The sequence below is a fragment of the Alistipes sp. HGB5 genome (assembly GCF_000183485.2).
GTDB classification, from domain to species: domain Bacteria; phylum Bacteroidota; class Bacteroidia; order Bacteroidales; family Rikenellaceae; genus Alistipes; species Alistipes finegoldii.
Genome location: NZ_AENZ01000052.1, coordinates 166,147 through 192,602, shown reverse-complemented (window position 1 = coordinate 192,602; position 26,456 = coordinate 166,147). Strand labels below are relative to the sequence as shown.

The following is a 26,456-nucleotide window of genomic DNA, read 5'->3' as shown; positions in this document are numbered from 1 at the left end:
CAAAAACAAATGCTTATGAATTTTAAATTCTACGTTAAGAGGTTTTTGTTATCCCTGTTTCTGGTGCTGGCATCGACGATGCTCTACGCCCAGAAGAAAGCGGATATCACAGGAACCGTCTACGATTCGGACGGCACTACCCCGGCGGTAGGCTGCGCCGTAACGATCGAGGGAACACCGACAGGTGTTATCACGGACATCAACGGCAAGTACAAAATAAGGGGGGGGGAAACTCAGACCCTCGTTTTTTCTTCGCTGGGTTATAAGACCCAGAAGATACTAATAGGCCCTAAAACGCGGATAGACGTCACGCTGGAGGCCGACAGTCAGGAAATCGAAGGCGTCGTCGTAACCGCACTCGGTATCAAGCGAGACGAAAAAGCGCTCGGTTATGCCGTTACGAAGGTGGACAACGACGTACTCACCAGCACGGTATCGAGCAACTGGATGAATGCTCTGTCAGGCAAGGTCGCCGGTCTGAACTTCGATCAGGCGTCGACGGGTCCCGGAGGATCGATGCGCGTGACTCTCCGCGGCGAAACCTCCATCAACATGAACGGCGGCACGGCCCTGTTCGTGGTCGACGGAGTGCCCATCACCAGCAGCACCACTTCCAGCACGTCGGAAAGCGCATACAACTCGACCGACGGCGCCGTAGACTTCGGTAACGCCGCGGGCGACATCAACCCCGAAGACATCGAGAACGTATCCGTACTGAAAGGTCCCGCCGCAACGGCATTGTACGGATCGCGCGCCGCAAACGGCGCCATCATCATCACGACCAAGTCGGGTCGCACCACCAAAGGCATAGGCGTTACGTTCAGCTCGTCGGTTTCGTTCGAGAAAGCCGGATTCTGGCCCGATTTCCAGTACGAATACGGCGCAGGACGCTTCGGCGGCAACCCCTATTCGTTCTACAGCGTAGACGGCGTGTCGCGCAACTGGTCGTCCTATGCCTTCGGCGACAAGTTCGACGGCCATCTGACCTACGAGTGGCCTTCGCTGAACGACGACGGCACCTATACGATGATGGAGTGGCGTCCGCGCAACTTCTTCGCGGGATTCTTCGACACCGGCGTAACGTGGAACAACAACATCTCGGTCAGCGGCAACAACGGCAAAGGCACCTCGGTCCGGGTTTCGGTAACCGACGTGCGCAACGACTGGATCGTTCCCAACACCGGTTACAAACAGCAGACCTTCTCGATATCGCTCTCGCAGCAGATCAACAAGTACATCAAGCTGGACGCCAAGGTGAACTACTACCGCAAGGACAGCGACAACCTGCCGATGACCGGTTACGGCGGCTCGTCGATCATGTATCCGCTGCTGTGGAATACGCCCAACGTGGACGCCCAGTGGTTCAAGGCGGACTACAAGAAATGGGTGCGCGAAGGCGGTGACCTGAGCAAAAGCACCCAGCACGTATCGGCCAACGGCAACAACCCCTACTACACGGCTTACGAACAGCTCAACAAACTCGACCGCGACCGCGTGTTCGGCAATCTGGCAGCGACGATCAACTTCACCGAAGAGCTTTCGCTGATCCTGCGATGCGGCATGGACCTCAACAACGATTTCCGCACCCAGCAGAAACCCAAGGGCGCCAAGACCTACATCAACGGTATGTACAAGGAGCAGACCGTGTTCGACTACGAGATGAACAACGACTTCCTGCTGCGCTATACCAAGAAACTGAACGACTTCGACCTGAGCGCATCGTTCGGCGGCAACAACATGATGCAGTCCTACCGTTCGAACACCTCGCTGGCCGAAAGTCTGGTCGTGGACCGCGACTACCGCCTGAGCAACTCGGTGGACCGTCCCAAAGTGACTTCCATACGCCGTCAGAAGTCGATCAACAGCTTCTACGGACTCATATCGGCCAGCTGGCGCAACATGATATTCCTCGACGTCACCGGCCGCAACGACTGGTCGAGTACGCTGGCTCCGGGCAACAACTCCTATTTCTATCCTTCGGTCAGCGGCAGCGTCATTCTCAGCGACCTGCTGCACATCGACACCCCGATGGTCAATTTCCTCAAGGTGCGGGCTTCGTGGGCCAACGTGGGTAACGACACGTCGCCCTATCAGCTGCTCAACTACTACAACAACTCCTCCTTCACCGGCGGCTTCAACATGCCGACCAACAAGGCGAACTACAACCTCAAACCCGAAAACGTCGAGAGCTGGGAGTTCGGCGTCGAGGGCCGCTTCTTCGACAGCCGTCTGACGTTCGACGTGGCGTTCTACAACGCGACCACCACGAACCAGATCATTTCGGTGCCCGTAGACATCACCACCGGCGTCTACAATACGATCGTGAACGCGGGCGAAATCAACAACCGCGGCTGGGAGGTATCGGCCCGCATACAGCCCGTGAGGAACAAGAACATCCGCTGGGACATGAACTTCACGTGGTCGCGCAACCGCAACAAGGTCGTGGAGCTGGCCCCGAATCTGGATTCTTGGACCATCGCAACCGGTCCCCGCGGCGAAATCCGCGCCGTTCCGGGCGGATCGCTGGGCGACCTGTACGGTTCGGGCTACGAGAAGGCCCCCAAGGGTTCCTACGTCACGGCCGACGACGGATCGACGATCGACGTATCGGGCTGGGACATCGTCGATTCGGACGGTTATCCCGTACTGGCTTCGGAATTCGAGAACCTCGGCAACACGCAGGCCGACTGGAAGGCGGGCTGGATGAACTCGATCTCCTACAAGAATTTCCGCCTGAGCTTCTCGTTCTCGGCGCAATGGGGCGGGCAGGCCTACTCCTTCACCAACGCCATGCTGGGCTATCAGGGTAAGATAAAGGCGACGCTCCCCGGCCGTTATGACGGTCTGATCCACAAGGGCGTGAACCAGAACGCCGACGGCACCTACTCGATCAACAAGACCGTGACGGCCAGCATCGAGAGCTACTACAACCTGCGCGTGTTCAACCGCGACAACGTGGTGAACAACACCTTCAGCACGTCGTTCCTGAAGATGAAGGACATACGTCTCGAATATTCGCTTCCCAAGAAGATCGCGGCCAAGACCAAGGTGCTGCAGGGCGCTTCGATCGCCTTCTTCGCCACGAACCTCTTCTGCTGGACCAACTGGCCGCAGTTCGACCCGGAGATCGCGACGATGAACGGTTCGGAAATCACCAAGGGTTTCGAAACCGCGGCGTTCCCGATGACACGCACGTATGGCGTTAATCTTAAACTTCAATTCTAATAAGACGATGAAACGAATCAATTCATATATATTGACCGGGGGAGTGATAATCTTGGGATTGTGCGGCTGTACGAGCAATTTCGACGATTACAACAAGGACCCCAACCGGGCGGAGGTCGGCAAGGCCAACTCCTCCCAGATGCTCGAAGACCTGATTTTCGAGGGCGCCGGAAGCATGAAATACCGCACGTGGCGCCACAACAACGAGTTCATGCAGTATACGGTGGAGACCAGCACGCTGAATCAGCTGCACCGCTTCGTGCTCACCGACAGCGAATTCAAGGGCGCGTGGAACTTCTGCGGACGCTGGGCCGTCAATGCCATAGAGATGTATAAGCTCGCGGAGAAGGAGGAGAATACCAACGCGCAGGCCATAGCCCTGACCATGAAGGCGCTCTACCTTTCGAACATGACCGACCTGTTCGGCGACATGCCCTTCAAGGAGGCGTTCAAAGGCATCGACGAAAACATCATGCAGCCGAAATTCGACGATCAGAAAGTCATCTACGACTCGCTGCTGATGGACCTCGAACGGGCCAACACGCTTTACACGAAGACCTCGACCATAGACGCCAAGCGCGACCTGCTCTACAACGGCGACGTGACCAAATGGCGGAAGTTCACCAACTCGCTCTATCTGCGCCTGCTGATGCGCGTGAGCAACCGCAGGGACATGAATTCGGCGGAACGCATCAAGACCGTATTCGAGAACCCCTCGCAGTACCCCATATTCGAGAGCAACGACGACAACGCCACGCTGAAATACAGCGGCACGCGTCCGTTCGTCAATGATTTCGGCGACAACGCCACCGACGACAGCGCGATGGGCGAACGTTTCATCAACATCATGGTGGACTCAAGCGACCCCCGCATCTCGGTTTACTGCAACCGCGTAAGCTCCGGAGCCAACGCGGGCGGTTACGTGGGAATCACGAGCGGCGCCCCGGCTTCGGTCATCTCCAAACAGTCGGCCGACGGCGCGTCCAACAGCAACAATACGACTTTCAGGCAGTACACCTCCCCGTACACGTTCATGACCTATTCGGAGGTGCTGTTCATCAAGGCCGAGGCCATTCAGCGCGGAATGATGGACGGCGAAGCGTCGGAGACCTACTATGCTGCGGTCACGGCGTCGCTCAAGCAGTGGATTCCCGACATCTCAGAATCGGCCGTCGAAACCTTCCTGCAGAACGGAGCCGTGGCTTACGACGCTACGACCGAAATCATCATCACCCAGAAATACGTTTCGCTGTTCACGGTGGGCTACGAGTCTTGGCACGAGTACCGCCGGACGGGTTATCCCCTGCTGGTGATGGGCGAAGCCATCCGCAACGACGGCGTGCATCCGACCCGTTTCCCCTACCCGCTGGTGCTGCGTTCGTCCAACAAGAACTATGCGACGCAGCTGGCAAAAATGGGCGAAGACAACATGAAAACGCCGGTGTGGTGGAGCCGCAAGGCCGTCAAGCTGGAAAATCCGGAGGAGGACAACAACCTCGGTTACACCGGCCACAAATGGGATGCGGACATCAAATGGTAAGAGTGTCCGTAAAACGAATCGCAACCGGAAAGGCAACGCAGCATCCCGGTCGAGTTTTGAATTTAACCCGTAAATAACGAAAAAACAATTCATATGAAAATAAAACAATTCATCTCCGGAAGATGGCCCGGCCTGAAGGCGCTCGCTCTCTGCGCGATGGCGGCAACGGCATTCGTCGCCTGCAAGGACGACGAGACCGACGTTGTCCAGGATCCCCATATCACGCTGTCGGAAGACGCTTTCCTGTACAACGCAGCGGGAGAGACGCACAGTTTCACCGTGTATTCCAATATCGACTGGAAGGTCGAAATGGCGGACACCTCCCAGACGTGGGTCAATATCTGGCCCAAGGAGGGTTCCGACGACGGCGTTTTCGCCGTGAAGGTATCCAAACAGCCGGCCAAGGACCCCGTACTGCGGGAGGCCCGCTTCCGCGTCGTTGGCAAGCACGAGCACGACAACATCATTCAGGAAATCACGATTTCGCAGCGGGACGTCGATCCGGCGCTCAAACTCGGAGTGACCACGACGCCTCCCAAGGTGGTCATCAACAGCAACGGCGAGGAGAAATATTCGGTAGGCGTCACCTGCAACGTGGAGTGGACGGCCAAGGTCGGCGACTCCGGCGAGGGCTGGATCACGATCGACGAGATCAGCGACAACGAAATCAAGTTCTCCGTACCCAAATATGCGGGAACGGTGCCCCGCACGGGACGTATCGAATTCAACGCCACCACCGAGCGTATGGCGACGGTAGAGCTGATCGTCTATCAGAGCATTCCGCTGGATATCGGCGAAAACGCCGAACTCAAGACCATTGCCGAGGTGTACGAGAAGCTGGGCGGCCTGCAGGGAACCGTTCGTGAGAACGTCAAGATACAGGGTACCGTGATCAGCGACCGCGTATCCGGCAACTGCCCGAATCCCGCCGCGTTCTTCGTTCAGGACGCCAGCGGACGCGCCATTCAGTTCCGCGTTCAGGAAGGCTCGCACTCGCTCCAGCTCAATTCGCTGGTGACCATACCGCTCATGAATACGCAGTCGGTGATCGACGACGACGGACAGCCCTACATCACCATTTCGACCGAACGCATCCGCGACGTCATCACCACGGGCGGCGCTCCGATCGAACCGAAGGTGATGGAAAGCACGCAGGGCCTGACGGACGAAATGCTCGGTACGCTGGTAACGATCAGAAATCTCCAGTTCGTATTCCCGCACGGAACCTACTACAACGCCAACGAAGGCTCCATTTACGGCGGCGGACGTCCTACCGACCTCGCCCAGCTGCTTCTGGACCGCGACGGCAACACGATCAGCCACTACGTCTACGGCGGCACCAGCGTCGAGACGGGCGCCATGTTCAAGCATTACGAACTGCTGACGGACGATCCGATGCTAGATATAACGGGTATTCTGATCAAGGTCGAAAACGAATGGGCGATCCGCATGCGCAACATCAACGACCGCGACAAACTGACCGAAGCCCGGCGTTACGTGCCCGTCACCGAATTCTACTGGCCCGAAACGCTTCCCGACAAGGAGATACTCGTTCCCAAAGTCGGCACGGGACAGCTGTTCGTGAACTTCGCCCCCAAGGCCGTCATCGCGCAGAGCACCACCTTCCGCCTTTACAGCGGCGCCGCCTATGTCCGCGTCGATGCGTCGGTCAACGGCACCGAGAAGGGATACTATTCCGCCAACTGCGGCGGTTGGGGCGCCCAGTCGAACGACACCTATACGCCGACCCAGAAGGCATGGTACTTCGAGACTTCGACGGCAGGCATTTCGGATGACCTTTACGTATGCTTCTGCACCACCAGCTCGCAGTCGGGCCCCGGTCCCTTCTCGATCGAGTGGGCTGCGGCCGAGGCCGGTCCGTGGACCTTCGTAACCGACTACAAGGCCGGAAACTGGGAGGTAATACCCGGTCCCAAGAACTTCGCCTTCAAACTGCCCGACGGTTGCAAGAACCAGTCTTCGCTCTGGCTGCGGTTCCGCGTCAATTCGGACGAGCGCGTGGACGGCAAGGCCGCCAACAGCGCGACGGGTACGAACCGCATGATCTATACGAGCCTGAAGAAAAAAGTCAATTAATCCGGTGTAACGCAGGATAATCTTGCCGGGCCGCTCCCCTCCCGGAGCGATTCGGCAGGATTAGACAAAAATCTAAACAATGAGAAAAATGAAACGATTGATAAAATTCAGATTACCGTATCTGTTCGCAGCCGCATTTCTGCTGTTGTGCATCGGAATCAGCTGTTCGGAAGATCCGACATGGACCAAACCGACGCCCGAACAGGAGGAAATTATCCCCGCCGTCTTCATCGAAGATCTCGTGATGCCCGATGCGGAGGAGATCTTCATCCCGGAGGACCCCATCAAGATCATGGGAACCGGATTCGACAAATACGACGTATTCCTGTTCCGCTCCACGTCGGAAGACCCTGAAGAGGAGACCAAATACTTTCAGGCCGAGATCAGCGAGGTGGCCGAGGATTACGTCATAATAACCGTTCCCAAGACGATCGACCTGCGCTCGTACGAGCTTATCCTGAAGCGTTACAACAAGCAGCAGGTGCTGGGGCCGATGACCATTTACAAGGCGCACTTCCCCGCGATTCCCGATCAGGCGGGCATGACCGTCAAGGGCCGCGTCTACTGCGGGAAAAAGGCGGTTGCAGACGTGGTGGTGTCCGACGGAGTCATCGTCACCAAGACCGACAAGGACGGCGTCTATTACCTGCCCTCGGAGAAGAAGATGGGGTACGTATTCGTTTCCATCCCCTCCGGATACAACATCGAGAGCGAAGCGGGTTATCCGGCCTTCCCGGCCATGAGCCAGCAGCTGCTCAACGAAGACAACGAGCAGCACGATTTCGCGCTTACGGAGATCCCCGGTGGAAACACGAACCATGTGATGATGGTATTCACCGACCTTCATCTGGCGAGCAAGACCCCGAACACGGCCGGCAAATATGCCGACATCGACCAGTACAAGAACAAGTTCATGCCCGACATCACGGCCGAAATGGCGCAGTATGCGAACGTGTATGCGCTCTGTCTGGGCGACATCACGTGGGATGCGTTCTGGTACAAAACCATGAATCAGGGTCCTGAGAACATGGTGGAGGTACGCTACCAGCTGCCGAACTACAAGGAGTTGATGAAGAACTTCCCCTGCCCGGTTTTCAACGTGATCGGCAACCACGACAACGATCCGAAAGTGGTCGGAGACTATTTCACCGAGCTGCCTTTCAAGCAGCACATAGCTCCCACCTACTATTCGTTCAACATCGGCGACGTACACTACATCGTTCTGGACAACGACCAGTACGACAATTACAACGGCGGCAGCCGCATCGAGCGGATCGGTCTGCTCGGCGACTCCGACCCGCAGAAATGGCAGATGGCATGGGTGGCCGAAGACCTGAAATACGTGGACAAGTCCAAGAAGATCGTGGTCGCCATGCATGCCCCGATGACCTCGGCCGGTCTGAACCCGATCGTAACGCTTTCGGGCGGAAACGACCTGCTCGGTCTGCTGCAGGGTTATCAGGTGGAATTCCTCACCGGACATACGCACACCAATCACCACGCGAAGATCGCCGAAGGCGTACGCGAACATAACGTCGCAGCCGTATGCGGCACGTGGTGGTTCAACGTGAAAAGCGCCAACGGAGGCGCCGACTACGACTTGTGCAAGGACGGCTCCCCGACGGGATACGGCGTATTCAAATTCAACGGAACGGCCGTGCAGTGGTACTATAAGGGGATCGAGGTGGCCCGCAACGAGCAGTTCGCCGTATACGACATGAATTTCGTGAAGAGCGACTACAAGAGCGCCGTGGGCGCCAAGGCCAACGAAGTGCTGGTCAATGTCTGGAACTGGGACGAAGACTGGACGGTATCCGTGACCGAAAACGGACAGCCGCTCACAGCGACCCGCGTATACCGCAAGGACCCGACGCACTACACATGGCAGAAAGACGTACTGGAACCGGCCCACGCCCCCGGATCGCCCAACAGCACCTACCTCACGGGCTACAATGCCCATATGTTCTCCGCCATAGCGCAGGTTCCCGGCTCGACGATCAAGGTCGTCGTAACGGATCCGTTCGGCGGCGTCTACGAGAAGACGATCGTACGGGAAATTCCTTCGAATCTGCCGGCGCAATGGGTATTTACAAAGGGCGTCAACGTCGATGAGTTCGTCGTGGACAACAAAATGCCGTCGGCAACCGGAAAGGGCTATATCAGCTATATCAGCAACTGCGATCCGGCACTCGACGTAAACAACAAGATAGCCCGCGCCAATACGGCCGGCGAGCCTTATATCACGGGCAGATGGCCGGGCGACTGGTGGCTGTTCACCATTCCGGAAATGACCATAAAGGCCGGAACGGTCATCAACGCCAAGTTCCACGCACGCGCATCCGGAACCGGTATGAAATACTGGATGCTGGAGTACTACGACGGCGGCGAATGGAAGCCCGGAGCGCCCTTGCAGACGACGACCGTCGGAGAGGGCGATCAGGCGCAGACATTCTCTTACAATTATGAAATGATGAATACGGACCATTGCCTGATCGACCGCAACATGACGTTCGAGCATGCCATCAATAACGGGGATATTCTGATCCGGCTCCGTTGCATGGCCAACTGGCAGGCCAGCGGAAAGGGAGCCTTAGCCGCTCCCAACGGCGGTACGCACCGCATATCCGTACAAAACAATATCAACCCCACGATCTCGATCGTTCAGTAAACGGGATCGGACAGCAAACAGAACGGCCGCTTCTTTCGGAGCGGCCGTTTTATTCGTCTACAGCCGAGCAAATGCGCGTCATAGCAGACGATCCCCGACCGGGCGGACATTTGGCCGTCGTTCTTACGTCTCAGAAATAAGTATTACTCCATAGCAACAAGAGTATGCTTAAAAATTAGGATGAAACGGGATGCAACTTCCCCTTTTGCGTTCGGCTTGGTGCGCACAATAAAGTTGCCAGAGGGACATTCTGATTTAAGTCTACCCATAATTTCCGATTTTTTACCATCACAAAGATGAATCCAAAAATTGTCAATTTTTTGTCAATTTTATTTAACCGGAAATGTCCCTTAAATACTAACGGCACGATTATGAATCGTGCCGTCGAGTAATTTAACTATGTCATTTTGAGCCATTTCAGCCCAAAATTCTTTTCAGTACTCCTCTTCATTAAAGAAGAAATCGTCTTTCGAGGGGTAATCGGGCCAGATGTCTTCGATAGATTCGTATATCTCGCCTTCGTCTTCTATTTCTTGCAGATTTTCAAGCACTTCAAGAGGTGCACCCGAACGTACTGCATAGTCGATCAGTTCGTCTTTCGTGGCAGGCCAAGGGGCATCTTCGAGTTTCGATGCCAATTCAAGTGTCCAGTACATAATTTCAATGTTTTTAAGTTCCCAAATATCAGCGGATTAGCCAAACCGAAAACGGGACTGTTCCGCCATCACTGATTTGCAAAAGTATAAAAAAAACGAGAAAAACAAAGAAAAAACAACAAAACATCGCCGGTGCAGGATAAACACGCTTGCACTCAACAGATTACGGAATCCACAAGGTTTCATCGACCTCGTAATGCGCCGTAAGCATGCGTCCGAGCGCATAGAAGTAATCCGACAGCCGGTTCAGGAACATCAGCGCCTCGGCGTCCGTGCCGTATTTCTCGTCGGCGCGCAGTGCGGCGCGTTCGGCACGGCGGCAAACCGTGCGGCAGACATGGCACATCGAAACGACGGCGTTGCCGCCGGGAATCGTAAACTTGTCGATCGGCGGTACGGCAGCCTGCAAGGCGTCGATCCGCCCTTCGAGCCACGTGACGGCTTCGGGCGCCAGCGGAGCGACCTTCTCGCAGCCCGATTTCCCGCGGGCCAGCAGGGCTTCGACGGTCATCAGCCGCGAAAGGATGCGGTTCAGGTCGTCCACATACGGCGTCAGTGCGGCATCGGAGCGCATATTGTCGCACAACAACGCCGTAAAAGCCGCCAATTCATCTACCGAGCCGTACGCTTCGACCCGTTCGTCGGTCTTGAAAACCCGCTCGCCGCCGACCAGAGACGTGGTCCCCTTGTCGCCCGTTTTGGTGTATATTTTCATATCCGGAAATGTTGTTTCGGCAAATTATTGTTGAAAATCAGCAGGTATCCCCTATTGTCCACCGTCGTCGAACGATGCGCCGCCACGATCTGACGGCACAACATCTGGCGATCCTGTCCCTCGCAGGGCGACATCAGGGCGACGGTATGCCCCGCTTCGCCCGCGGCGGCGACCAACGCCAGCGTCTCCGCACGGGGCAGGTCCCGCGTCAGGATACAGAATTCGGCATCCGCACGATTCAGGCCAAACGTACCGTAACCGCAATGAATCGCCACGTTTTGCAACTGTATCGCCCGGCGTTCGGGAACTCCGGTACCGCGCAACGCCCGGTACAGCCGCCGGTCGCCCGGCAGCAGCTCGCCGCGCATGAAGACCTCCCGTACAATATTATATACGAAGGGCGAATGGACTCCGTGCCCCCGAAAATAACGGGCGCGGACCAGCCGGTTGTGCAGTTCTGCGATCCGTCCGTAAAAACCCAGTCCGATAGTGCGGCCGCCGATCCTCATCTCCCCTACTTTTTCAGCATGCCCGCCAGACGGCCCGTCGAAAAGGCGATCTGCAGGTTGTATCCGCCCGTATTGGCGTCGAGGTCCAGCACCTCGCCCGCAAAGTAAAGTCCCCGGACCTTCAGCGACTCCATCGTATAGGGGTTCACCTCGTCGCAGCAGACGCCGCCGGCCGTCACGACGGCATATTCGAACGGCGCATAATCCGTAAGCGGGAAGGTGAATCCCTTGAGCGTCTTTATCAGGCGGCCGATCTGCTCTTCGGTGATTTTGCTGACGTAATTCTTGCCGTTGACATCCATTTCATGCACAAGAGTCAAGACGAGCGGCTTCGGAACCAGCTTACGCAGCAGTTCGGTGAAAAACTCGGTCGGCTCCATATCGGCGATCTCGCGCGCGATCCGCTCGCGCAACACCTCTTCGGTAAGCGCGGGTTTGAGGTCCACGACCAGTTTCACGCGCCGCTGGTCGATCAGCGCATCCACCGCGTCGCGGCTCATCCGCAGCGCCACGGCGCCCTCGATGCCGCGCTGCGAGAATCCCAGTTCGCCGAACTCCTCGCGCACGGGCTGGTCGTCGATCCAAAGCGTCGCCCGGACGTTGCGCAGCAGAAGGCCGTCGAGGTATTTGATCTGCGGATGCGACGAGACGAGCGGCGTCAGCGAAGGGCGCACCGGCTCTACGGAGTGTCCCAAGTCGGATGCGAAGGCGTATCCGTCGCCCGTGGAACCCGTCGCGGGATAGGAAAGCCCTCCCGTAGCGACGATGACGTTCGGGCACTCCTCCTTGCGTTCGAAACCGCGCTTGTTGATATAGCGGACGCCGAAGACCTTGCTGCCCAAGGTCATAATCCCGGTGACGCGCGTATTGTATATGATTTTGACGCCGTTCTCGAAGCAATATTCCAACAGGGCCGTAGCGATGTCCCATGCCTTGCCGCTTTTGGGAAAGACCCGTTCGCCGCGCTCGATTTCGAGCTTCACGCCCGCCCTCTCGAAGAAGCGGATGGCGGCGCGGTTGTTGAACTCGGCGAAGGCCGGCGCGAAAAACTCCGCATTGGTCCGCACCTGCGAGGCGAACTCCTCGGCAGGGCGGGCGTTGGTGACGTTGCAGCGGCCCTTGCCCGTGATGCGGACCTTACGGCCCGATTTCTCCATCTTCTCGATGAGCAGCACACGTTTTCCGTTGCGCGCGGCGGTTCCTGCGGCCATCATGCCCGCAGCCCCCGCACCGACGACGATGACGTCGTACGGTATGATCTCTTTTTCTTCCAATTGCTCCATACGACCGCAAAGATAGGCAATAATTCTTTCTTTACGGAAAAATTTTTCTATCTTTGCGGCCGTTAAAACCGTTCTAAAAGATATGTTGAGCAGAAGATTACTTCGTATTAAGGTCGTCAAAGCGCTGTTCGCGCACCTCAAATCGGGTGCAGACAACATGATTGCGTCCGAGAAAACGCTGATGACGTCCGTCGACAAGGCCTACGACCTCTACTTCCAGATACTGATCCTGCCCGTGGAAATCGCCCGTTACGCCGAACAGCGTCAGGAGCTGGCCAAGCAGAAAAAACTGCCGACACACGAAGACCTCAACCCCAACACCAAATTCGTCGACAACCAGATCATCCGCGTAATCGCCAACAGCGACGCGGTGAACGACTATGCGGCGGCCCGCAAGCTGAACTGGACGCGGTATCCGGAGTTGATACGCACGCTCTACACCCAGCTGACCGAAAGCGACTACTTCAAGGATTACATGGCGCGTCCGGAGCGTTCGTTCGCCGACGACCGCAAACTGCTCGAAGACTTCTTCAAGGAGCTTCAGAGCTGCGAACCGCTGGACAACGTGCTGGAGGAGATGTCGATCCTCTGGAGCGACGACCTGCCCTATATCGTGATGATGATCCTGCGTTCGCTCTCGAACCTGCGCCCGACGCACACGGAGCTGAAGGTTCCCGCGAAATTCAAGAGCGACGAGGACCCGCAGTTCGTCCGGACGCTGTTCGAAAAATCGCTCGTCAATTACGACTCCTATCAGGATTATATCGAGAAATTCACCTCCAACTGGGACGTGGAGCGCATCGTCTTCATGGACAACCTCATCATCGGCACGGCGATGGCCGAACTGACCTCGTTCCCGTCGATTCCGGTCAAGGTGACGCTCGACGAGTACATCGAGATTTCGAAATACTACTCGACACCCGGCAGCAGCACTTTCATCAACGGCGTGCTGGACAAGATCGTCGATTCGCTCACCGCCGAAGGCCGCATCAAGAAAGCGGGCCGCGGCCTGATCTGAGGTCCGATGCTGCGTGTCTGTCTGTTGCTGCTTCTGGCCGCGTCGCTCGCGGCATGCGGCGCCCGGCAGGTGAAGACCGAACGCAAAGGCCGGATTATCACCCTCACGGACAAGATTCTCGACACGGGAGGTACGGACACCGTGCGTTTCGGACGCCTGCATTCGGGCGAAATCGCCCAGCTGCGTCTGTGGCTGGCCAACGAGACGAGCGGACCGGTCGTCATCGCCAAATACGGCCGCAGCTGCGGATGCACGACGCTCGGATATGACAATCAGCCGATTAACGCCGGCGATGCGCAGCAGGTAACGCTCACTTTCGACGCAAGGGGCGAGTGGGGCTGGCAGCTCAAGACGCTCGACGTCTCGTTCGCCGGGGCGCGCAGTCCCCTCCGGCTGTTTATCGAAGCCGAAGTGGAATAAATAGTTGCGTATTCGACAATATTTCGTATATTTGTCCCGTTACAGAAATTAAACACTAAAACATAACGACGTATGATCAATTTTCTTCAGGTGCCGCCCGTAGAACCCCAGCCGGGTTTCATGCAGCAGTACAGTTTCATCATTATGATCGGCCTCATGGTGCTGGTTTTATGGCTATTCATGTGGCGTCCCGAAGCCAAGCGCCGCAAGCAGATGCAGGCTTTCCGCGACGGGCTGAAAAAGGGCGACAAGGTCATCACCGCCGGCGGTATCTACGGCACGGTAAAGGAGATCAAGGAGACCACCCTGCTGATCGAAGTGGACGGCAACGTAACGCTGCGCATCGACAAGAACATGGTCGTAGCCGACAACAGCGACCTCCAGCGTCAGTAAAACAGGATACGCGAAAACAGGAAAAGCTGCAAAATTTGCAGCTTTTTTGTTTGTCGGTTAGGAATTTATCCCTATATTTGCACTTGTAACCGGAGCAATCCGGGCACGATCCCAATAACATTGTCGAGGGGGGGGGAATCTTTTAAGCGCCTCTTACAGATTACCCCCTTTTCGGCAATGTTTTTTAGGCCCTTCACACAAAGAGACACGGCAAACCCCGGCCGGGGCATTCCCGCAACAGCCGCGGCCGCGAAAGCACCTCCCCTACATTCAGAAAAGATTTCCCGTTTCGCCGTTTATTGCTATATTTGCGGTCGAATTTTCATATCAGACACCATGACCCAGCACATATCCTATCCCACCGTCGGGACCTGTTCCCGGCAAATCGACATCGAACTGGAAGAGGGCGTTATCCGCAACGTAACCTTCACGGGCGGCTGTTCCGGAAACACACAGGGCGTCGCCGCGCTCGTACGCGGCATGAAGGCCGCAGATGCCGTCGCGCGGCTCGAAGGCATCGACTGCCGCGGCAAGGGCACGTCGTGCCCCGACCAGTTGGCAAAAGCGCTGAAACAGGCGCTTTAGCGCCCCGGTGCAACATCGGGAACGAATTTTGCACGCGGCAGGTACATAAGATCAAAACTGGAAATCTATGTATTTTGTCTGGTACCTCCTGCTAGGTCTGGCGTCCGGATGGATCGCCAACCTCATCGTCAAGGGCGACGGCTCAGGACTCATCATCAACCTTATCGTAGGACTCGTCGGCGGCGTGCTGGGAGGCTGGCTCTTCTCGCCCGTAGGACCTGCACCGCTAGGTTCGCTCGGCAGTCTGGCGACTTCGGTCATCGGCGCCGTCGCGCTGTTGTGGATCGCCGCCGCCATAACGCGCAAGAAAATCCGATAAACCTAAATCATTCGATCATGGACACACTGAAAACCGACAAGACCGACACCGCAGAGGCGGAAAATATCGAAACGATGGAACTGTTGACCGGCATGCTCGACAATGCGACGCAGTGCGGCGGGACGGACGATGAAAATCCGCAGCCGGAGAAGTCCGGGAAATGATACCGGAACACTCCGGCAGAAGCCGTGCCGGACTGGCGTCGGCAGCTGATGGACAGCGCGATAACACAAAAGGGAGACCTCGAAAGTCTCCCTTTGTGTGAGTTGAGCTGCCAGGACTCGAACCTGGAACGACAGAACCAAAATCTGCTGTGTTACCATTACACCACAGCTCAATCCGTTGCTCGAAAGCGGCACAAAGATAAGCAAATTTTCCCAAAATACAATTCCGGAAGCGAAAAATGCTGCAAATCAAGGAGCATACTCGGTATAATTTTATTACTTTTGCAAGGATGAAACAGTGGTTGATGATATTGGCTTTGTGCTGGGCGGCGGCGACGGTAAACGCCGCCGGGGAGAGTCGGTCCCGTACGCTCCGGGCCGAAATCACCGCCGCCGTTCTCTCGCAGGCCGACAGCGAACGTTTCGAGACAGACAACGCGCCCCTGCTGGCTACCGCCTGCACGGGCTGCACCCAGCTTTCGGGAGCGGAACAGGGCGCCGGCCGAAGCGTCCGCCACGCAGGGAATTTCATCGTGGCGGCGACCCGCGGGTACGCCTGCGCCGGCAATCCGCATCCGGCCGCACCGGCCGTCGGAAAATGCGGCGTACGCCCGCCCAGCATACGCAGGGCCGATCGGTATATTTATTATTTGAGGAGGATCATCATTTAGCGGAGGATTCACGTTCGAACCGCACGCTCCTACATGCGGACAATACTTTCACGAATCTTTCACCAAACGAAAACTCATCAATGAAAAATATGATCGATGATGCGATTTATTCCGCATCGCCCGAAATTGCATGCCGCCGTTACAACCCGTCATTAGGCATCGTGCTGACGGCAGGCAGCATCACCCTGCTGTGGGCCAACTCCCATGCCAGTCTCTTTACCGAGAACGACATGCTGTCACAGTGGAACCTTTTGATCAGCTCCTGCATCCTTTGCACGGGCATCGTGATGATCTGCTACCGGCTGTTCGGCGATTCGTCGGCCCCGGTCGAGAAGCGGAGCCGCGAGCGGCTCTACCGCTCGGAATACTCCTTCGAGGCGCACGATCTGCCCAAAGTGCAGTCGGCGATCGAATGCGGCAACTTTGCGGTACTGCAGAATCTGCCCCGCAGCTACCAGCCCGCGGCTCAGGTCATCTGCTACCGGACGGACAGCGGCTCGCTTATTGCGGCGCAGGTGCTGATGAACCGGCAGCCGACCGGGGAGATCAAGGTCTTCCGCGCCGGAGAATATGATTTTTAACACATAAAGCATGATTCTGACAATGATTCTGCTCTTCGTGGTGGGTTACACGTTCATCGCGCTGGAGCATAAGGTAAAAGTGGACAAATCGGCCATCGCACTGCTTATGTGCGGCGCGATATGGACGGTTTTCAGCCTGTGGGGACACGACAGCAACATCAGCCACGAGATGGTAGACCATCTGGGCGACACGTGCGAAATCTTGGTTTTCCTGATCGGAGCCATGACCATCGTCGATCTGATCGACACGCACGGCGGCTTCAACGTCATCACCGACCACATTACCACCCGCAACAAGCACAAGCTGATGTGGCTGCTGGCCATCATCACGTTTTTCATGTCGGCGGCGCTGGACAACATGACCACGACGATCATCATGGTAATGCTGCTGCGGCGAATCATTGCGGATCAGAAGGAGCGCTGGATTTTCGCCAGCCTGATCGTCATCGCGGCCAACAGCGGCGGCGCATGGTCGCCCATCGGCGACGTGACGACGATCATGCTCTGGATGCGCGGCAACGTCACTGCGGCGGCCCTGATGGGAACGCTCTTCGTGCCGTGCATCGTATCGGTAATCATCCCGACGGCGATCGCGATGCGCTACGTGGGCAACGAAGACGCGGCCCCCGTGGACGAAAGCGCGTTCGAAGCGGAGCTGCCCAAGGGCGTGGGTCCGCGGCTGAGCAAGTTCATCCTCGTCACGGGCGTCCTCAGCCTGCTGTTCGTACCCGTATTCAAGAGCATCACCCACCTGCCGCCCTACATGGGCATGATGGTTTCGCTGGGCGTGATGTGGGTGCTGACGGAGATCATCTACGACCGCAAACGCGGCATCGAGGAGTCGATCAAATGCCGCGTTTCGAAAGTGCTCAAGCATATCGACATGCCGACGATTCTCTTCTTCCTCGGCATCCTGATGTCGGTGGCCGCACTGCAGAGCGCGGGCGTGCTGACCGACGTGGCCAACTGGCTCGACAAGCAGGTGCACGAGGTCTTCACGATCGCGGGCGTCATCGGCGTGCTTTCGTCGGTCATCGACAACGTACCGCTGGTGGCCGCATGTATGGGCATGTATCCGGTCATGGACGCGGCGGCGGTTGCGGCCAGCGCCGATCCGGCCTACATGCAGTCGTTCGTGCAGGACGGACTGTTCTGGCACCTGCTGACCTACTGCGCAGGCGTGGGCGGCAGTCTGCTGATTATCGGTTCGGCGGCGGGCGTCGTGGCGATGGGGCTGGAAAAGATCAACTTCGCGTGGTACTTCAAGAAAATCACGCTGCTGGCGTTCGTCGGCTATCTGTCGGGCATTCTGGTCATCCTGCTCGAACACCTGCTGATCGGGCTATGACCGGAGAGGAGCGATGTGAAAAAGGGCGCGGAGGATTTTCCCCTGCGCCCTTTTCATTTACAGGCGGTTATTCATAGCCGGGCCGCTGATTGTCGGCCGGCCGTTTTCCGGGCTGAGCGTTCTCCGCAAGAAACGGCGAATACATCATCAGCGCGTCGTTGCGGGTGACGTACTGCACATCGACGCAGCGGCCTTCGGCGTCGTACACCTCGCGGTAGAGCTTGTTGTGGCGGCTGTATCCGCCCCAGTATTCGCTCTGCATGCAGTGATCCCGTTCGACCACGCGGTAAGAGTATTCCGGCCGCCGGTCGGCGCGCCACTCCCCTTCGAGGAACTCGCCGCCTACGGTGACATGCAGGCGGAAAGTCGTCTGCGTATCGTTGCGGATCATCAGGTCGCGGTAGGGATAAACGCAGGTCGCGCCGCTTCCGAAAGGCTGGGTGCGGCCGCAGTCGGGAAATACGTCGTACGAATGGCGGTAACGCTCGACAACGGTCAGCGGCGTATGGAGCGTCATCCAGAAGATCAGGTTGGACATCTGGCAGAGTCCGCCGCCGACTCCGGGGCGGAACGTGCCGCAGAAAAGAACGATGCCGTCGAGATAGCCCTTGCGGCGGGAGGGACGTCCGATCAGCCGCCAATAGCTGAACGTCTCGCCCGGACGCAGCACCACGCCGTCGAGACGCGCCGCGGCCAGCCGGAGATTGGTGATCTTGTTGTATTGGTACTGCATGTCGACGTCCTTCAGCCTGCGCAGCAAGGGCGTCCGGTGCCGGAAGTGCGAATAGTCGCAGCTCGGAGAGCCGGATTTACGGGCGAAACGCAGGCCGCCGAAGTACCACAACCCGTAACGCAGGCAGGTGTACCAGAGACGTCCGCACCACAGACGGAAGCGGCTGCGGCGCCGAGGTTCGGCACTTGGTCGGTCCACGGTCAGCCCAGTTTGGCCATGAACTTCTCGCAGTCCACGACATAGCGGATATGCACGCCCTCGCCGATCATCCCCCCGGCGTCGCGCGCGCCGACGTTGAAAGTCAGCTTGCGTCCCTCGACTTCGGTCAGCACGGCCGTCGCGGTGATTTCGGCGCCCAGCCCCGAAGGTTTGATATGGGTGACGTTCATCTCCGCGCCCACGGTCGTCGAGCCGGCAGGCAATGCGGCCGCCGCGGCTGTCATGGCGGCGTTTTCCATCAGCGCCACCATCGAAGGCGTGGCGAATACGGGCAGGTCGCCCGATCCCATCGCGGCGGCCGTATTTTCGTTCGTTACCGTAGTGCGGCTCTGGGCCGACAATCCTTTTTCGAGCATAATATCGTTCTGGCGTATGACGTTTAACCGATAAATAATTACCTTCGCAAAGGTAACAATTTTTTACGGACATGAAAAAGTGGCTTCTGCTTCTGATAACGCTGGCCGCCGCACTCCCCGGAGCGCAGGCGCAGGGAGGCCGCGGCTTCTGGCATCAGGAGTGGTGCGTGGAAAAGGGCGACTCCGTGCCGCTGGTGCACATTCTTCCGGTTTACGTATTTAGCCGCCCGGTGGACCTGCGCCGCTACCGCAAGCTGGTCGATGCCGTGAAGAAGGTCTACCCCATCGCCCGGATCGCCAAAGCCAAGATGGCGGCCATGGAGGAGGAGTTGTGCCGCCTGCCGACGAAGAAGGCGCAGAAAGCCTATATCAGACAGGTTTACAACCAAATCAAGGAGGAGTATACGCCGGTGCTGAAGCACATGACCCGCACGCAGGGCAAAGTGTTGCTGAAACTGATCGACCGCGAAACGGAATACACCGCCTACGAGGTGCTGAAGGAGTTCCGGGGCGGCTTCGTGGCGGGATTCTGGCAGGGCGTGTCGCGCATCTTCGGACAGAACCTCAAGTCGGAATACGACAAGCAGAACGAAGACCGGATGATCGAACAGATCGTAATTTATTACGAAGCCGGACTGCTCAGGTAACCCTTCCGGATAAATTACGATCTGTCCGGCCGCAAAGCGGCCTTCATACTGACAATCCCCCGAAATTCCCCTTTGAAAAGGGGGACTTGTATTTTTAGTGGTACGAAGCCGGACTGCTGCGGTAAGCGACTGGCTGGGGCAACCGGGCTGCGACGGCTGGGCAACCGGATTGCGGCGACCCGGCAATCCGGTCAGAAGTTGAACGACAGGCCGACGCCGACGCCCATATAGGAGCGGGTCGGACGGAAGTCTCCGTATCGGAATCCGAAATTATCCGTAATATAACAATGGTAGGTGAAATCTCCGTAGAGATTGAACCGCCAGATGGGAATAATCAGCCGCGCGCCGACATCGAAAGTACAGCTGAAGCGGTGTCTGACGAGAAATCCCCCGTCATAGGGCGGAAGGCTCAGCGGCCCGAACATCATGCCCGGTGTGAAACCCGTATGCACTTCGAACGCCGAGGGGAGAATCGAGAACAGCGTGGTGAGGAACGCACTGCCCCAGTCGGGTTCGCTCTCCCCGTAATAATCGTTGCCATAAGGGTCGTTGTTCGGATAGCCTTCGTCCCTGCTTCTGCGCCATGCCGACACCATACGTCCCGTCCGCCATGTAAACTGCATCGGGATGGAATAGTAGTCGAAGACGTCGGAGTCCAGAAAGACGTTCAGACCCGTGCGGAAGCCGATGTTGTAGTAGTTGTAGCGGGCATAGTCGATGCTGAACGCCTGCAGGTCGGGCGAAAGCCGGTCGGGCGAAAGCCGGCCGCCGTTGCCGAGCTGGATCTGGGCGCCGTAGCGGATGCCGATTTCGTTGCCGTAGGGCAGGCCCTTCGGGGGCTGCCATTCGTCGGGAGTCTGGGCCGCCCCGCTGACGCAACACAGAAGCGCGAGGAGTACCGCAAAAGCTGTTTTTTTCATAATGCACAGTTTGCTTCGGTCACAAAGGTGGCACAATAGGCCGGACTGCCAAACATTTACGCCGAAAAGTGCGGTCGGCGGCGGCAGCGGCGCCGAAAATTGCCGCGGCCCTTGCTCTTTGTGAATTATTCGTTATCTTTGTGGGCAAAATTTCGCAGACCTATGTTTGAAAATTTAACGGATAAACTCGAACGGTCGTTCAAAATCCTCAAAGGCGAGGGCCGCATCACGGAGATCAACATCGCCGAAACCCTCAAGGAGATTCGACGTGCGCTGATCGACGCCGACGTCAACTACAAGGTAGCCAAGTCGTTCACCGACGAGGTGAAGCAGAAGGCGCTGGGGCAGGACGTATTGAAGGCGGTGAAGCCCGGACAGATGATGACCAAGATCGTACGCGACGAGCTGGCCCTGTTGATGGGCGGCACGGCGACGGACATCCGGCTGGAGGGCAATCCCGCCGTGATTCTGATCGCGGGTCTTCAGGGTTCGGGTAAAACCACTTTCTCAGGCAAGCTGGCTTTGTTCATCAAGAGCAAGAAAGGCCGGCAGGTGCTGCTGGTCGCCGGCGACGTTTACCGTCCGGCAGCCATCGACCAGCTGAAGGTGCTCGGAGGGCAGATCGGCGTCGAGGTATATACCGAAGAGGGCAGCAAAGACCCGGTGCAGATCGCCGAAAACGCCATAAAATACGCACGCCAGCACGCGTTCAACGTCGTGATCGTCGATACCGCCGGACGTCTGGCCGTAGACGAGGCCATGATGCAGGAGATCACGGCCATCAAAACCGCCGTGAAACCCTCGGAAACGCTCTTCGTCGTGGACGCCATGACGGGTCAGGACGCCGTGAACACGGCACGGGAGTTCAACGACCGGCTCGACTTCGACGGCGTGGTGCTCACCAAGCTCGACGGCGACACCCGCGGCGGCGCCGCGATCTCGATCCGTTCGGTCGTGAACAAACCGCTGAAATTCATTTCGAGCGGCGAGAAGATGGACGCCCTGCAGGTCTTCCACCCCGAACGTATGGCCGACCGTATTCTGGGCATGGGCGACGTGGTGTCGCTCGTGGAGCGCGCGCAGGAGCAGTTCGACGAGGAGGAGGCCCGCAAGCTGAAAAAGAAGCTGGTCAAGAACCAGTTCAATTTCAACGACTTCATCGGCCAGATACAGCAGATCAAGAAGATGGGCAACCTGAAGGACCTTGCGTCGATGCTTCCCGGCATGGGCAAGATGCTCAAGAACGTGGACATTCCGGACGACGTCTTCAAGCAGACCGAGGCGATCATCTCGTCGATGACCCCCGCCGAGCGCGAACGCCCCGAAATCATCAATGCCCGCCGCCGCGAACGCATCGCCAAAGGCAGCGGCACGACGATGGCCGACGTGAACCGTCTGATGAAGCAGTTCGAGGACACCCGCAAGATGATGAAGGCCGTGGCCGGAGGCGGTATGAAGATGCCGAAGATGCCCGGCATGCGGCGGTAATTCGGACGACAAGCCGTCCCGCCGTCCCGGAAAATCCGAAGTTTCCGAAACAAAATCAGAAAATCCCTGCCCGATGAACCGGCGCAGGGATTTTCGGTTTCGAGTCCCGGACTACCGCGTCCAGCCGTTACGCCGGATATTGCCGGGATTCCATTTCTGTTTAGGCTCTGGGGTCTGGGCCGGATACCCGATCGGAATCACATTCAGCGGCACGACGGATTCCGGAAGTCCCAGAATAGTGCGGACGGCCTTCACCCGCTCGCTGCGGGGATATACGCCTGTCCATACCGCCCCCAGCCCTACGGCGTGGGCCGCGAGAAGCAGGTTCTCGGAAGCGGCCGAAGCGTCCATCACCCACCAGTCGCCGGAAGCGCCCGGATTGCGGGTGAGGTCCGCGCAGACGACGACCGCCAGCGGCGCCGATGCCGCCATCTTGGCGTATTGCAGGGAGTCGGCGAATTTTTGGAGCAACGCCTTGTCGTCCACGACCACGAAGACCCACGGCTGGCGGTTCATGGCCGAAGGCGCGGCCATCGCCGCACGCAGCAGCAGTTCGACCGTATCGGCCCCTACCGGACAGTCCCGGTAGGCGCGGACGCTCGTGCGCGTCGCAATCACGTCGAGGGCGCTCCGCTCCCCCGCGGCCGGCAGTCCGGCGGCAGAGATTCCCGCAGCTGGCATTCCAACGGCGGAGGTGCCGGCGGCGGCCTGTTTGCCGCCGGCCAGCCACCACGTCAGCAGGGCCGCCAGCAGGGCGCCGAGCAGGAAAAAGAGAGTTTTCGAGGTTTTCATAGGCGGTTGCATCGGGATTTCACGTTACGGCAAATATAAACGAAAAAATCGGGAAATGCGGCAGGACGGGTCCAATCGGGAAAAATGCCGGGTAAATTAATCGTTCCCGTGTTTGGAGGGGGTGCATTTTATCGTTACCTTTGTCCGGATCATATCCCAGAAAGAAAATGCACAAATCGGGCTTTGTAAATATCATCGGAAATCCCAATGTCGGAAAATCGACACTGATGAACGCTCTGGTCGGCGAAAAACTGTCGATCATCACCTCCAAGGCGCAGACCACGCGCCACCGCATCATGGGCATCGTCTCCGGCGAAGATTTCCAGATCGTCTACTCCGACACGCCGGGCATCCTCAAACCCAGTTACAAACTGCAGGAGTCGATGATGAAATTCGTGACCGGCGCCGTGACCGACGCCGACGTCATCCTCTACGTCACCGACACCGTGGAGCAGGGCGACCGTTCGGCCGAAATCATCGGCCGCATCCGGGAAAGCGGCATTCCGACCGTCGTGGTGATCAACAAGATCGACCTCTCGACGCCCGAAGCGCTCGACGCGCTGGTGGACAAGTGGCGGCAGGAGTTGCCCGAAGCGCAGATCGTACCTGCATCGGCCAAGGAAAACTTCAATATCGAGGGGTTGTTCAAAACCATCCTCGCCCTGCTGCCCGAAGGTCCGGCGTTCTACCCGAAAGAGACGCTGACGGACAAGACGCTGCGTTTCTTCGCATCGGAAATCATCCGCGAAAAGATCCTCAAATTCTACGACAAGGAGATCCCCTACTGCTGCGAAATCGAAATCGACAGCTACAGGGAGGAACCGACGATCGACCGCATCGCCGCGACGATCTACGTCGCCCGCGACTCACAGAAAGGCATCCTGATCGGCCACAAGGGCGAAAAGCTCAAGCGTGTGGGACAGACCGCACGCGAGGACATGGAGGAGTTCCTCGGCAAGAAGGTTTTCCTGCAGCTTTTCGTCAAGGTGAGCGACGACTGGCGCAACAACGAGCGCCAGCTGCGCCGTTTCGGATATGAATTGGAATAAACCGGAATAATAAACAGCCCGAAAAGAACGTTAGAGGGACAAGTGAGTCGGAAAATGCGTAAATATATCTTGGGAATCGCCCTTGCCGCCGCGCTGATGTGCGGGACGAAATCGTATGCACAATACAACCGGGAATATTTTTTCTGGGTCGGACGTTCGTGCATGATGAACAACGATTACCAAGAGGCCATCCGCACGCTCAACACCCTGCTGCGTTTCGACGAAAACGCTTTCGAAGGCTATTTCCTGCGCGGCATCGCCAAATACAACCTCAACGACCTGCTGGGCGCCGAAGCCGATTTCTCGACCGCGATCCGCATGAATCCGGTCTACACGCAGGCCTACACCTACCGCGCCATCACCCGCTCGCGGCTGGGCAACTACGACGACGCGCTGCAGGACTTCCGCGAAGCCATCGAGCTGCGTCCCGACCTGCCGGGACCTTATTACAGCCGCGGCGTCACGCGTCTTTTGAACCAGCAGTTCACCGAGGCCATCGACGATTTCGACAAGTTCATCCGTCAGGAGAACAAGGTCGCCGACGCCTTTATCTGCCGCGGCCTGAGTTACCTGCATCTCAAGGACACGGTCCGCGCCTACGACAATTTCAACACCGCCATCCGCACCAACCGCGAGAACCCCAACGGTTACAACCGCCGGGGCGGTCTCTACATGGAGCAGAAGCGTTATCCCGAAGCCGAAGCCGACTTCAACAAGGCGATCGAGTGCGACTCGACCTACCTGCTGTCATACTTCAACCGGGCGCTGGTCTACTCGAACACCAACCGCCCGATGCTGGCCTTGTCGGACTTCGACAAGGTGATCCAGCTCGATTCGACCAACTCGCTGACCTACTTCAACCGCGCCATGCTGCGCACGCAGATCGGCGACTACAACCGCGCGCTGGAGGATTACGACAAAGTGGCGCTCTATTCGCCCAACAACGTGCTGGTATACTACAACCGCGCGGGCGTATACGCCCAGCTGGGCGAGATCGAAAAAGCCGCAGAGGACTACACCTCGGCCATCAAGCTCTATCCCGACTTCGCCAACGCCTATATCTACCGCGGCCGCCTGCGCGAGCTGCTGCGCGACCCGCAGGGCGCCAAGAAGGACCGCGACACGGCGCAGAAGAAAATCGCGGAATACCGCTCGCGCCTGAGCGACAGCACCTATTCGATATTCGCCGATACGACGCAGCGCTTCGACCGCCTGCTGTCATTCGACAGCAAATTCTCAGGCGGCAGTTTCGACCGCGTGACGGGCCACAACGGCGGACGCGAAGAGATGCGCCTGCTGCCGCTGTTCAAATTCACGCTGATGCGCCCCGACACCGTGCCGGCCGTGAAGCGTTACCACGTGCAGCGCGTCGAAGACTTCAAGAAACGCGTGGACAACGAATTCCTGACGCTTTCGTGGCGCGAAACCAACATTGCGCCCGACACGCTCGTGATGCTCGACAAGCAGTATGTCGAGGAGCTGAAAGCGGCGGAAACCTCGTGGACGGTGCTCTTCGAGCGCGGCGTCTCGCAGGCGCTCATCAAGCAGTACACCAATGCCGTCAATACCTTCTCGTCGGCCATCGAGCTGAATCCGAGCAACCCGTTCCTCTACCTGAACCGCTCGACCACGCGCGCCGAGATGATCGACTTCATCTCGTCGATCGACAACTCCTACCAGCGCATCACCATCGACTCGGACCCGGCGAACCGGCTGAACAACAACAGCAAACGCACGTACAGCTACGACGAGGCGGTAGCCGACCTGAACAAGGCCATCAAGCTCTTCCCCGATCTGGCCTATAGCTACTACAACCGCGCGAACCTGCGGGCCTTGTCGGGAAGCCTGCCCGAAGCGTTCGAAGACTACACGAAGGCCATCGAACTCAACCCCAATTTCGCCGAGGCGTATTACAACCGCGGCATCATACAGATATTCATGAAGGACACGCGCAAAGGGTGTCTCGACATTTCGAAGGCCGGCGAACTGGGTATCGTCGAGGCTTACGAGGTGCTGAAACGTTACGCGCCGACGGACAAGTAAGCTAAACTCAAATCAAA

The 26,456-nt window shown here is 57.7% G+C and carries 25 protein-coding genes and 1 tRNA gene; 17 read left to right on the top strand and 9 right to left on the bottom strand.

Translation table 11 applies throughout. From position 1 onward, the window contains the following. The first annotated feature begins 15 nt into the window (after positions 1-15). The 4 genes from HMPREF9720_RS09460 to HMPREF9720_RS09445 all read left to right on the top strand — a co-directional run bounded on the left by HMPREF9720_RS09460 (position 16) and on the right by HMPREF9720_RS09445 (position 9,530). The gene (locus HMPREF9720_RS09460; RefSeq protein WP_009598004.1) at positions 16-3,225 is read left to right on the top strand and encodes a SusC/RagA family TonB-linked outer membrane protein; all 3,210 of its coding nucleotides are present in this window, start codon (positions 16-18) and stop codon (positions 3,223-3,225) included. A gap of 7 nt (positions 3,226-3,232) precedes the next feature. Beyond that, entirely contained in the window at positions 3,233-4,765 is a 1,533-nt protein-coding gene (locus tag HMPREF9720_RS09455; RefSeq protein ID WP_009598098.1) for a SusD/RagB family nutrient-binding outer membrane lipoprotein, read from the top strand. A gap of 93 nt (positions 4,766-4,858) precedes the next feature. Continuing rightward, a complete protein-coding gene (locus tag HMPREF9720_RS09450; RefSeq protein WP_009597981.1) occupies positions 4,859-6,862 on the top strand; it encodes a DUF5689 domain-containing protein in 2,004 nt (667 codons plus the stop codon). A gap of 88 nt (positions 6,863-6,950) precedes the next feature. Continuing rightward, positions 6,951-9,530, top strand: a complete 2,580-nt coding sequence (locus HMPREF9720_RS09445) for a calcineurin-like phosphoesterase C-terminal domain-containing protein (protein WP_254654379.1) — start codon at positions 6,951-6,953, stop codon at positions 9,528-9,530. Between the two features lie 434 nt (positions 9,531-9,964). On the opposite strand, the gene HMPREF9720_RS09440 is transcribed toward HMPREF9720_RS09445, so the two are convergent. The 4 genes from HMPREF9720_RS09440 to HMPREF9720_RS09425 form a co-directional block, all read right to left on the bottom strand. After that, complete coding sequence (locus HMPREF9720_RS09440; protein ID WP_009597992.1) at positions 9,965-10,186, bottom strand: DUF2795 domain-containing protein; 222 nt, start codon at positions 10,184-10,186, stop codon at positions 9,965-9,967. Between the two features lie 163 nt (positions 10,187-10,349). Continuing rightward, entirely contained in the window at positions 10,350-10,901 is a 552-nt protein-coding gene (locus HMPREF9720_RS09435; RefSeq protein WP_009598082.1) for a cob(I)yrinic acid a,c-diamide adenosyltransferase, read from the bottom strand. Next, entirely contained in the window at positions 10,898-11,410 is a 513-nt protein-coding gene (locus tag HMPREF9720_RS09430) for a hypothetical protein (protein ID WP_009598094.1), read from the bottom strand. Before HMPREF9720_RS09430 ends, HMPREF9720_RS09435 begins: the two co-directional genes overlap by 4 nt. Before the next feature lie 5 nt (positions 11,411-11,415). Continuing rightward, positions 11,416-12,693, bottom strand: coding sequence for an NAD(P)/FAD-dependent oxidoreductase (locus tag HMPREF9720_RS09425; protein ID WP_022043801.1), 1,278 nt, complete (start codon positions 12,691-12,693; stop codon positions 11,416-11,418). Positions 12,694-12,775: 82 nt separating this feature from the next. Here HMPREF9720_RS09425 and HMPREF9720_RS09420 point away from each other — a divergent pair, with 82 nt between their 5' ends. From HMPREF9720_RS09420 to HMPREF9720_RS15670, 6 genes are all read left to right on the top strand, one after another. Continuing rightward, positions 12,776-13,711 (top strand): transcription antitermination protein NusB, encoded by a 936-nt coding sequence (locus tag HMPREF9720_RS09420; protein ID WP_009598045.1) that lies wholly within the window; start codon positions 12,776-12,778, stop codon positions 13,709-13,711. A gap of 6 nt (positions 13,712-13,717) precedes the next feature. After that, entirely contained in the window at positions 13,718-14,131 is a 414-nt protein-coding gene (locus HMPREF9720_RS09415) for a DUF1573 domain-containing protein (protein ID WP_009597903.1), read from the top strand. Between the two features lie 72 nt (positions 14,132-14,203). Then, a complete protein-coding gene (gene yajC / locus HMPREF9720_RS09410) occupies positions 14,204-14,524 on the top strand; it encodes a preprotein translocase subunit YajC (RefSeq protein WP_009598011.1) in 321 nt (106 codons plus the stop codon). A gap of 336 nt (positions 14,525-14,860) precedes the next feature. Further along, positions 14,861-15,109, top strand: a complete 249-nt coding sequence (locus HMPREF9720_RS09405; protein WP_009597927.1) for a TIGR03905 family TSCPD domain-containing protein — start codon at positions 14,861-14,863, stop codon at positions 15,107-15,109. 67 nt (positions 15,110-15,176) lie between these two features. Beyond that, positions 15,177-15,428: a GlsB/YeaQ/YmgE family stress response membrane protein gene (locus tag HMPREF9720_RS09400; RefSeq protein WP_009598038.1), complete on the top strand. Its 252-nt coding sequence runs from the start codon at positions 15,177-15,179 to the stop codon at positions 15,426-15,428. 17 nt (positions 15,429-15,445) lie between these two features. Further along, complete coding sequence (locus HMPREF9720_RS15670; protein ID WP_175282408.1) at positions 15,446-15,592, top strand: hypothetical protein; 147 nt, start codon at positions 15,446-15,448, stop codon at positions 15,590-15,592. A 102-nt stretch (positions 15,593-15,694) separates the two neighbouring features. Here HMPREF9720_RS15670 and HMPREF9720_RS09395 read toward each other — a convergent pair. After that, positions 15,695-15,765 (bottom strand) — tRNA-Gln (locus HMPREF9720_RS09395). 117 nt (positions 15,766-15,882) lie between these two features. On the opposite strand from HMPREF9720_RS09395, the gene HMPREF9720_RS09390 reads away from it, so the two are divergent. From HMPREF9720_RS09390 to nhaD, 3 genes are all read left to right on the top strand, one after another. Next, positions 15,883-16,263, top strand: a complete 381-nt coding sequence (locus tag HMPREF9720_RS09390) for a hypothetical protein (protein ID WP_254654378.1) — start codon at positions 15,883-15,885, stop codon at positions 16,261-16,263. A gap of 80 nt (positions 16,264-16,343) precedes the next feature. Beyond that, positions 16,344-16,844 (top strand): hypothetical protein, encoded by a 501-nt coding sequence (locus tag HMPREF9720_RS09385; protein ID WP_009598089.1) that lies wholly within the window; start codon positions 16,344-16,346, stop codon positions 16,842-16,844. 10 nt (positions 16,845-16,854) lie between these two features. Then, complete coding sequence (gene nhaD, locus HMPREF9720_RS09380) at positions 16,855-18,192, top strand: sodium:proton antiporter NhaD (RefSeq protein WP_009597990.1); 1,338 nt, start codon at positions 16,855-16,857, stop codon at positions 18,190-18,192. A 67-nt stretch (positions 18,193-18,259) separates the two neighbouring features. Here the strand turns inward: nhaD and HMPREF9720_RS09375 are convergent, their stop codons facing one another. Both HMPREF9720_RS09375 and HMPREF9720_RS09370 read right to left on the bottom strand, forming a co-directional pair. Then, positions 18,260-19,123 carry a VanW family protein gene (locus tag HMPREF9720_RS09375; protein ID WP_009598035.1) on the bottom strand — a complete coding sequence of 288 codons (864 nt, stop codon included), beginning with the start codon at positions 19,121-19,123 and terminating at the stop codon, positions 18,260-18,262. Positions 19,124-19,125: 2 nt separating this feature from the next. Then, positions 19,126-19,500 (bottom strand): thioesterase family protein, encoded by a 375-nt coding sequence (locus HMPREF9720_RS09370; RefSeq protein WP_009598069.1) that lies wholly within the window; start codon positions 19,498-19,500, stop codon positions 19,126-19,128. Between the two features lie 71 nt (positions 19,501-19,571). Between HMPREF9720_RS09370 and HMPREF9720_RS09365 the strand changes: the two genes are divergently transcribed. Further along, positions 19,572-20,147 (top strand): DUF4294 domain-containing protein, encoded by a 576-nt coding sequence (locus HMPREF9720_RS09365; RefSeq protein WP_009598013.1) that lies wholly within the window; start codon positions 19,572-19,574, stop codon positions 20,145-20,147. A gap of 191 nt (positions 20,148-20,338) precedes the next feature. On the opposite strand, the gene HMPREF9720_RS09360 is transcribed toward HMPREF9720_RS09365, so the two are convergent. Further along, positions 20,339-21,067 (bottom strand): hypothetical protein, encoded by a 729-nt coding sequence (locus tag HMPREF9720_RS09360; RefSeq protein WP_009597911.1) that lies wholly within the window; start codon positions 21,065-21,067, stop codon positions 20,339-20,341. Positions 21,068-21,229: 162 nt separating this feature from the next. On the opposite strand from HMPREF9720_RS09360, the gene ffh reads away from it, so the two are divergent. After that, complete coding sequence (ffh, locus tag HMPREF9720_RS09355) at positions 21,230-22,555, top strand: signal recognition particle protein (protein ID WP_009598076.1); 1,326 nt, start codon at positions 21,230-21,232, stop codon at positions 22,553-22,555. Positions 22,556-22,666: 111 nt separating this feature from the next. Here ffh and HMPREF9720_RS09350 read toward each other — a convergent pair whose 3' ends face one another. Next, on the bottom strand, positions 22,667-23,347 hold the full coding sequence (locus HMPREF9720_RS09350) for a nitroreductase family protein (protein ID WP_244989954.1): 681 nt from the start codon (positions 23,345-23,347) through the stop codon (positions 22,667-22,669). Positions 23,348-23,514: 167 nt separating this feature from the next. On the opposite strand from HMPREF9720_RS09350, the gene era reads away from it, so the two are divergent. Next, positions 23,515-24,396, top strand: a complete 882-nt coding sequence (era, locus tag HMPREF9720_RS09345; protein ID WP_009598058.1) for a GTPase Era — start codon at positions 23,515-23,517, stop codon at positions 24,394-24,396. 54 nt (positions 24,397-24,450) lie between these two features. Beyond that, positions 24,451-26,439, top strand: a complete 1,989-nt coding sequence (locus HMPREF9720_RS09340) for a tetratricopeptide repeat protein (RefSeq protein ID WP_039940313.1) — start codon at positions 24,451-24,453, stop codon at positions 26,437-26,439. The last annotated feature ends 17 nt before the right edge of the window (positions 26,440-26,456 follow it).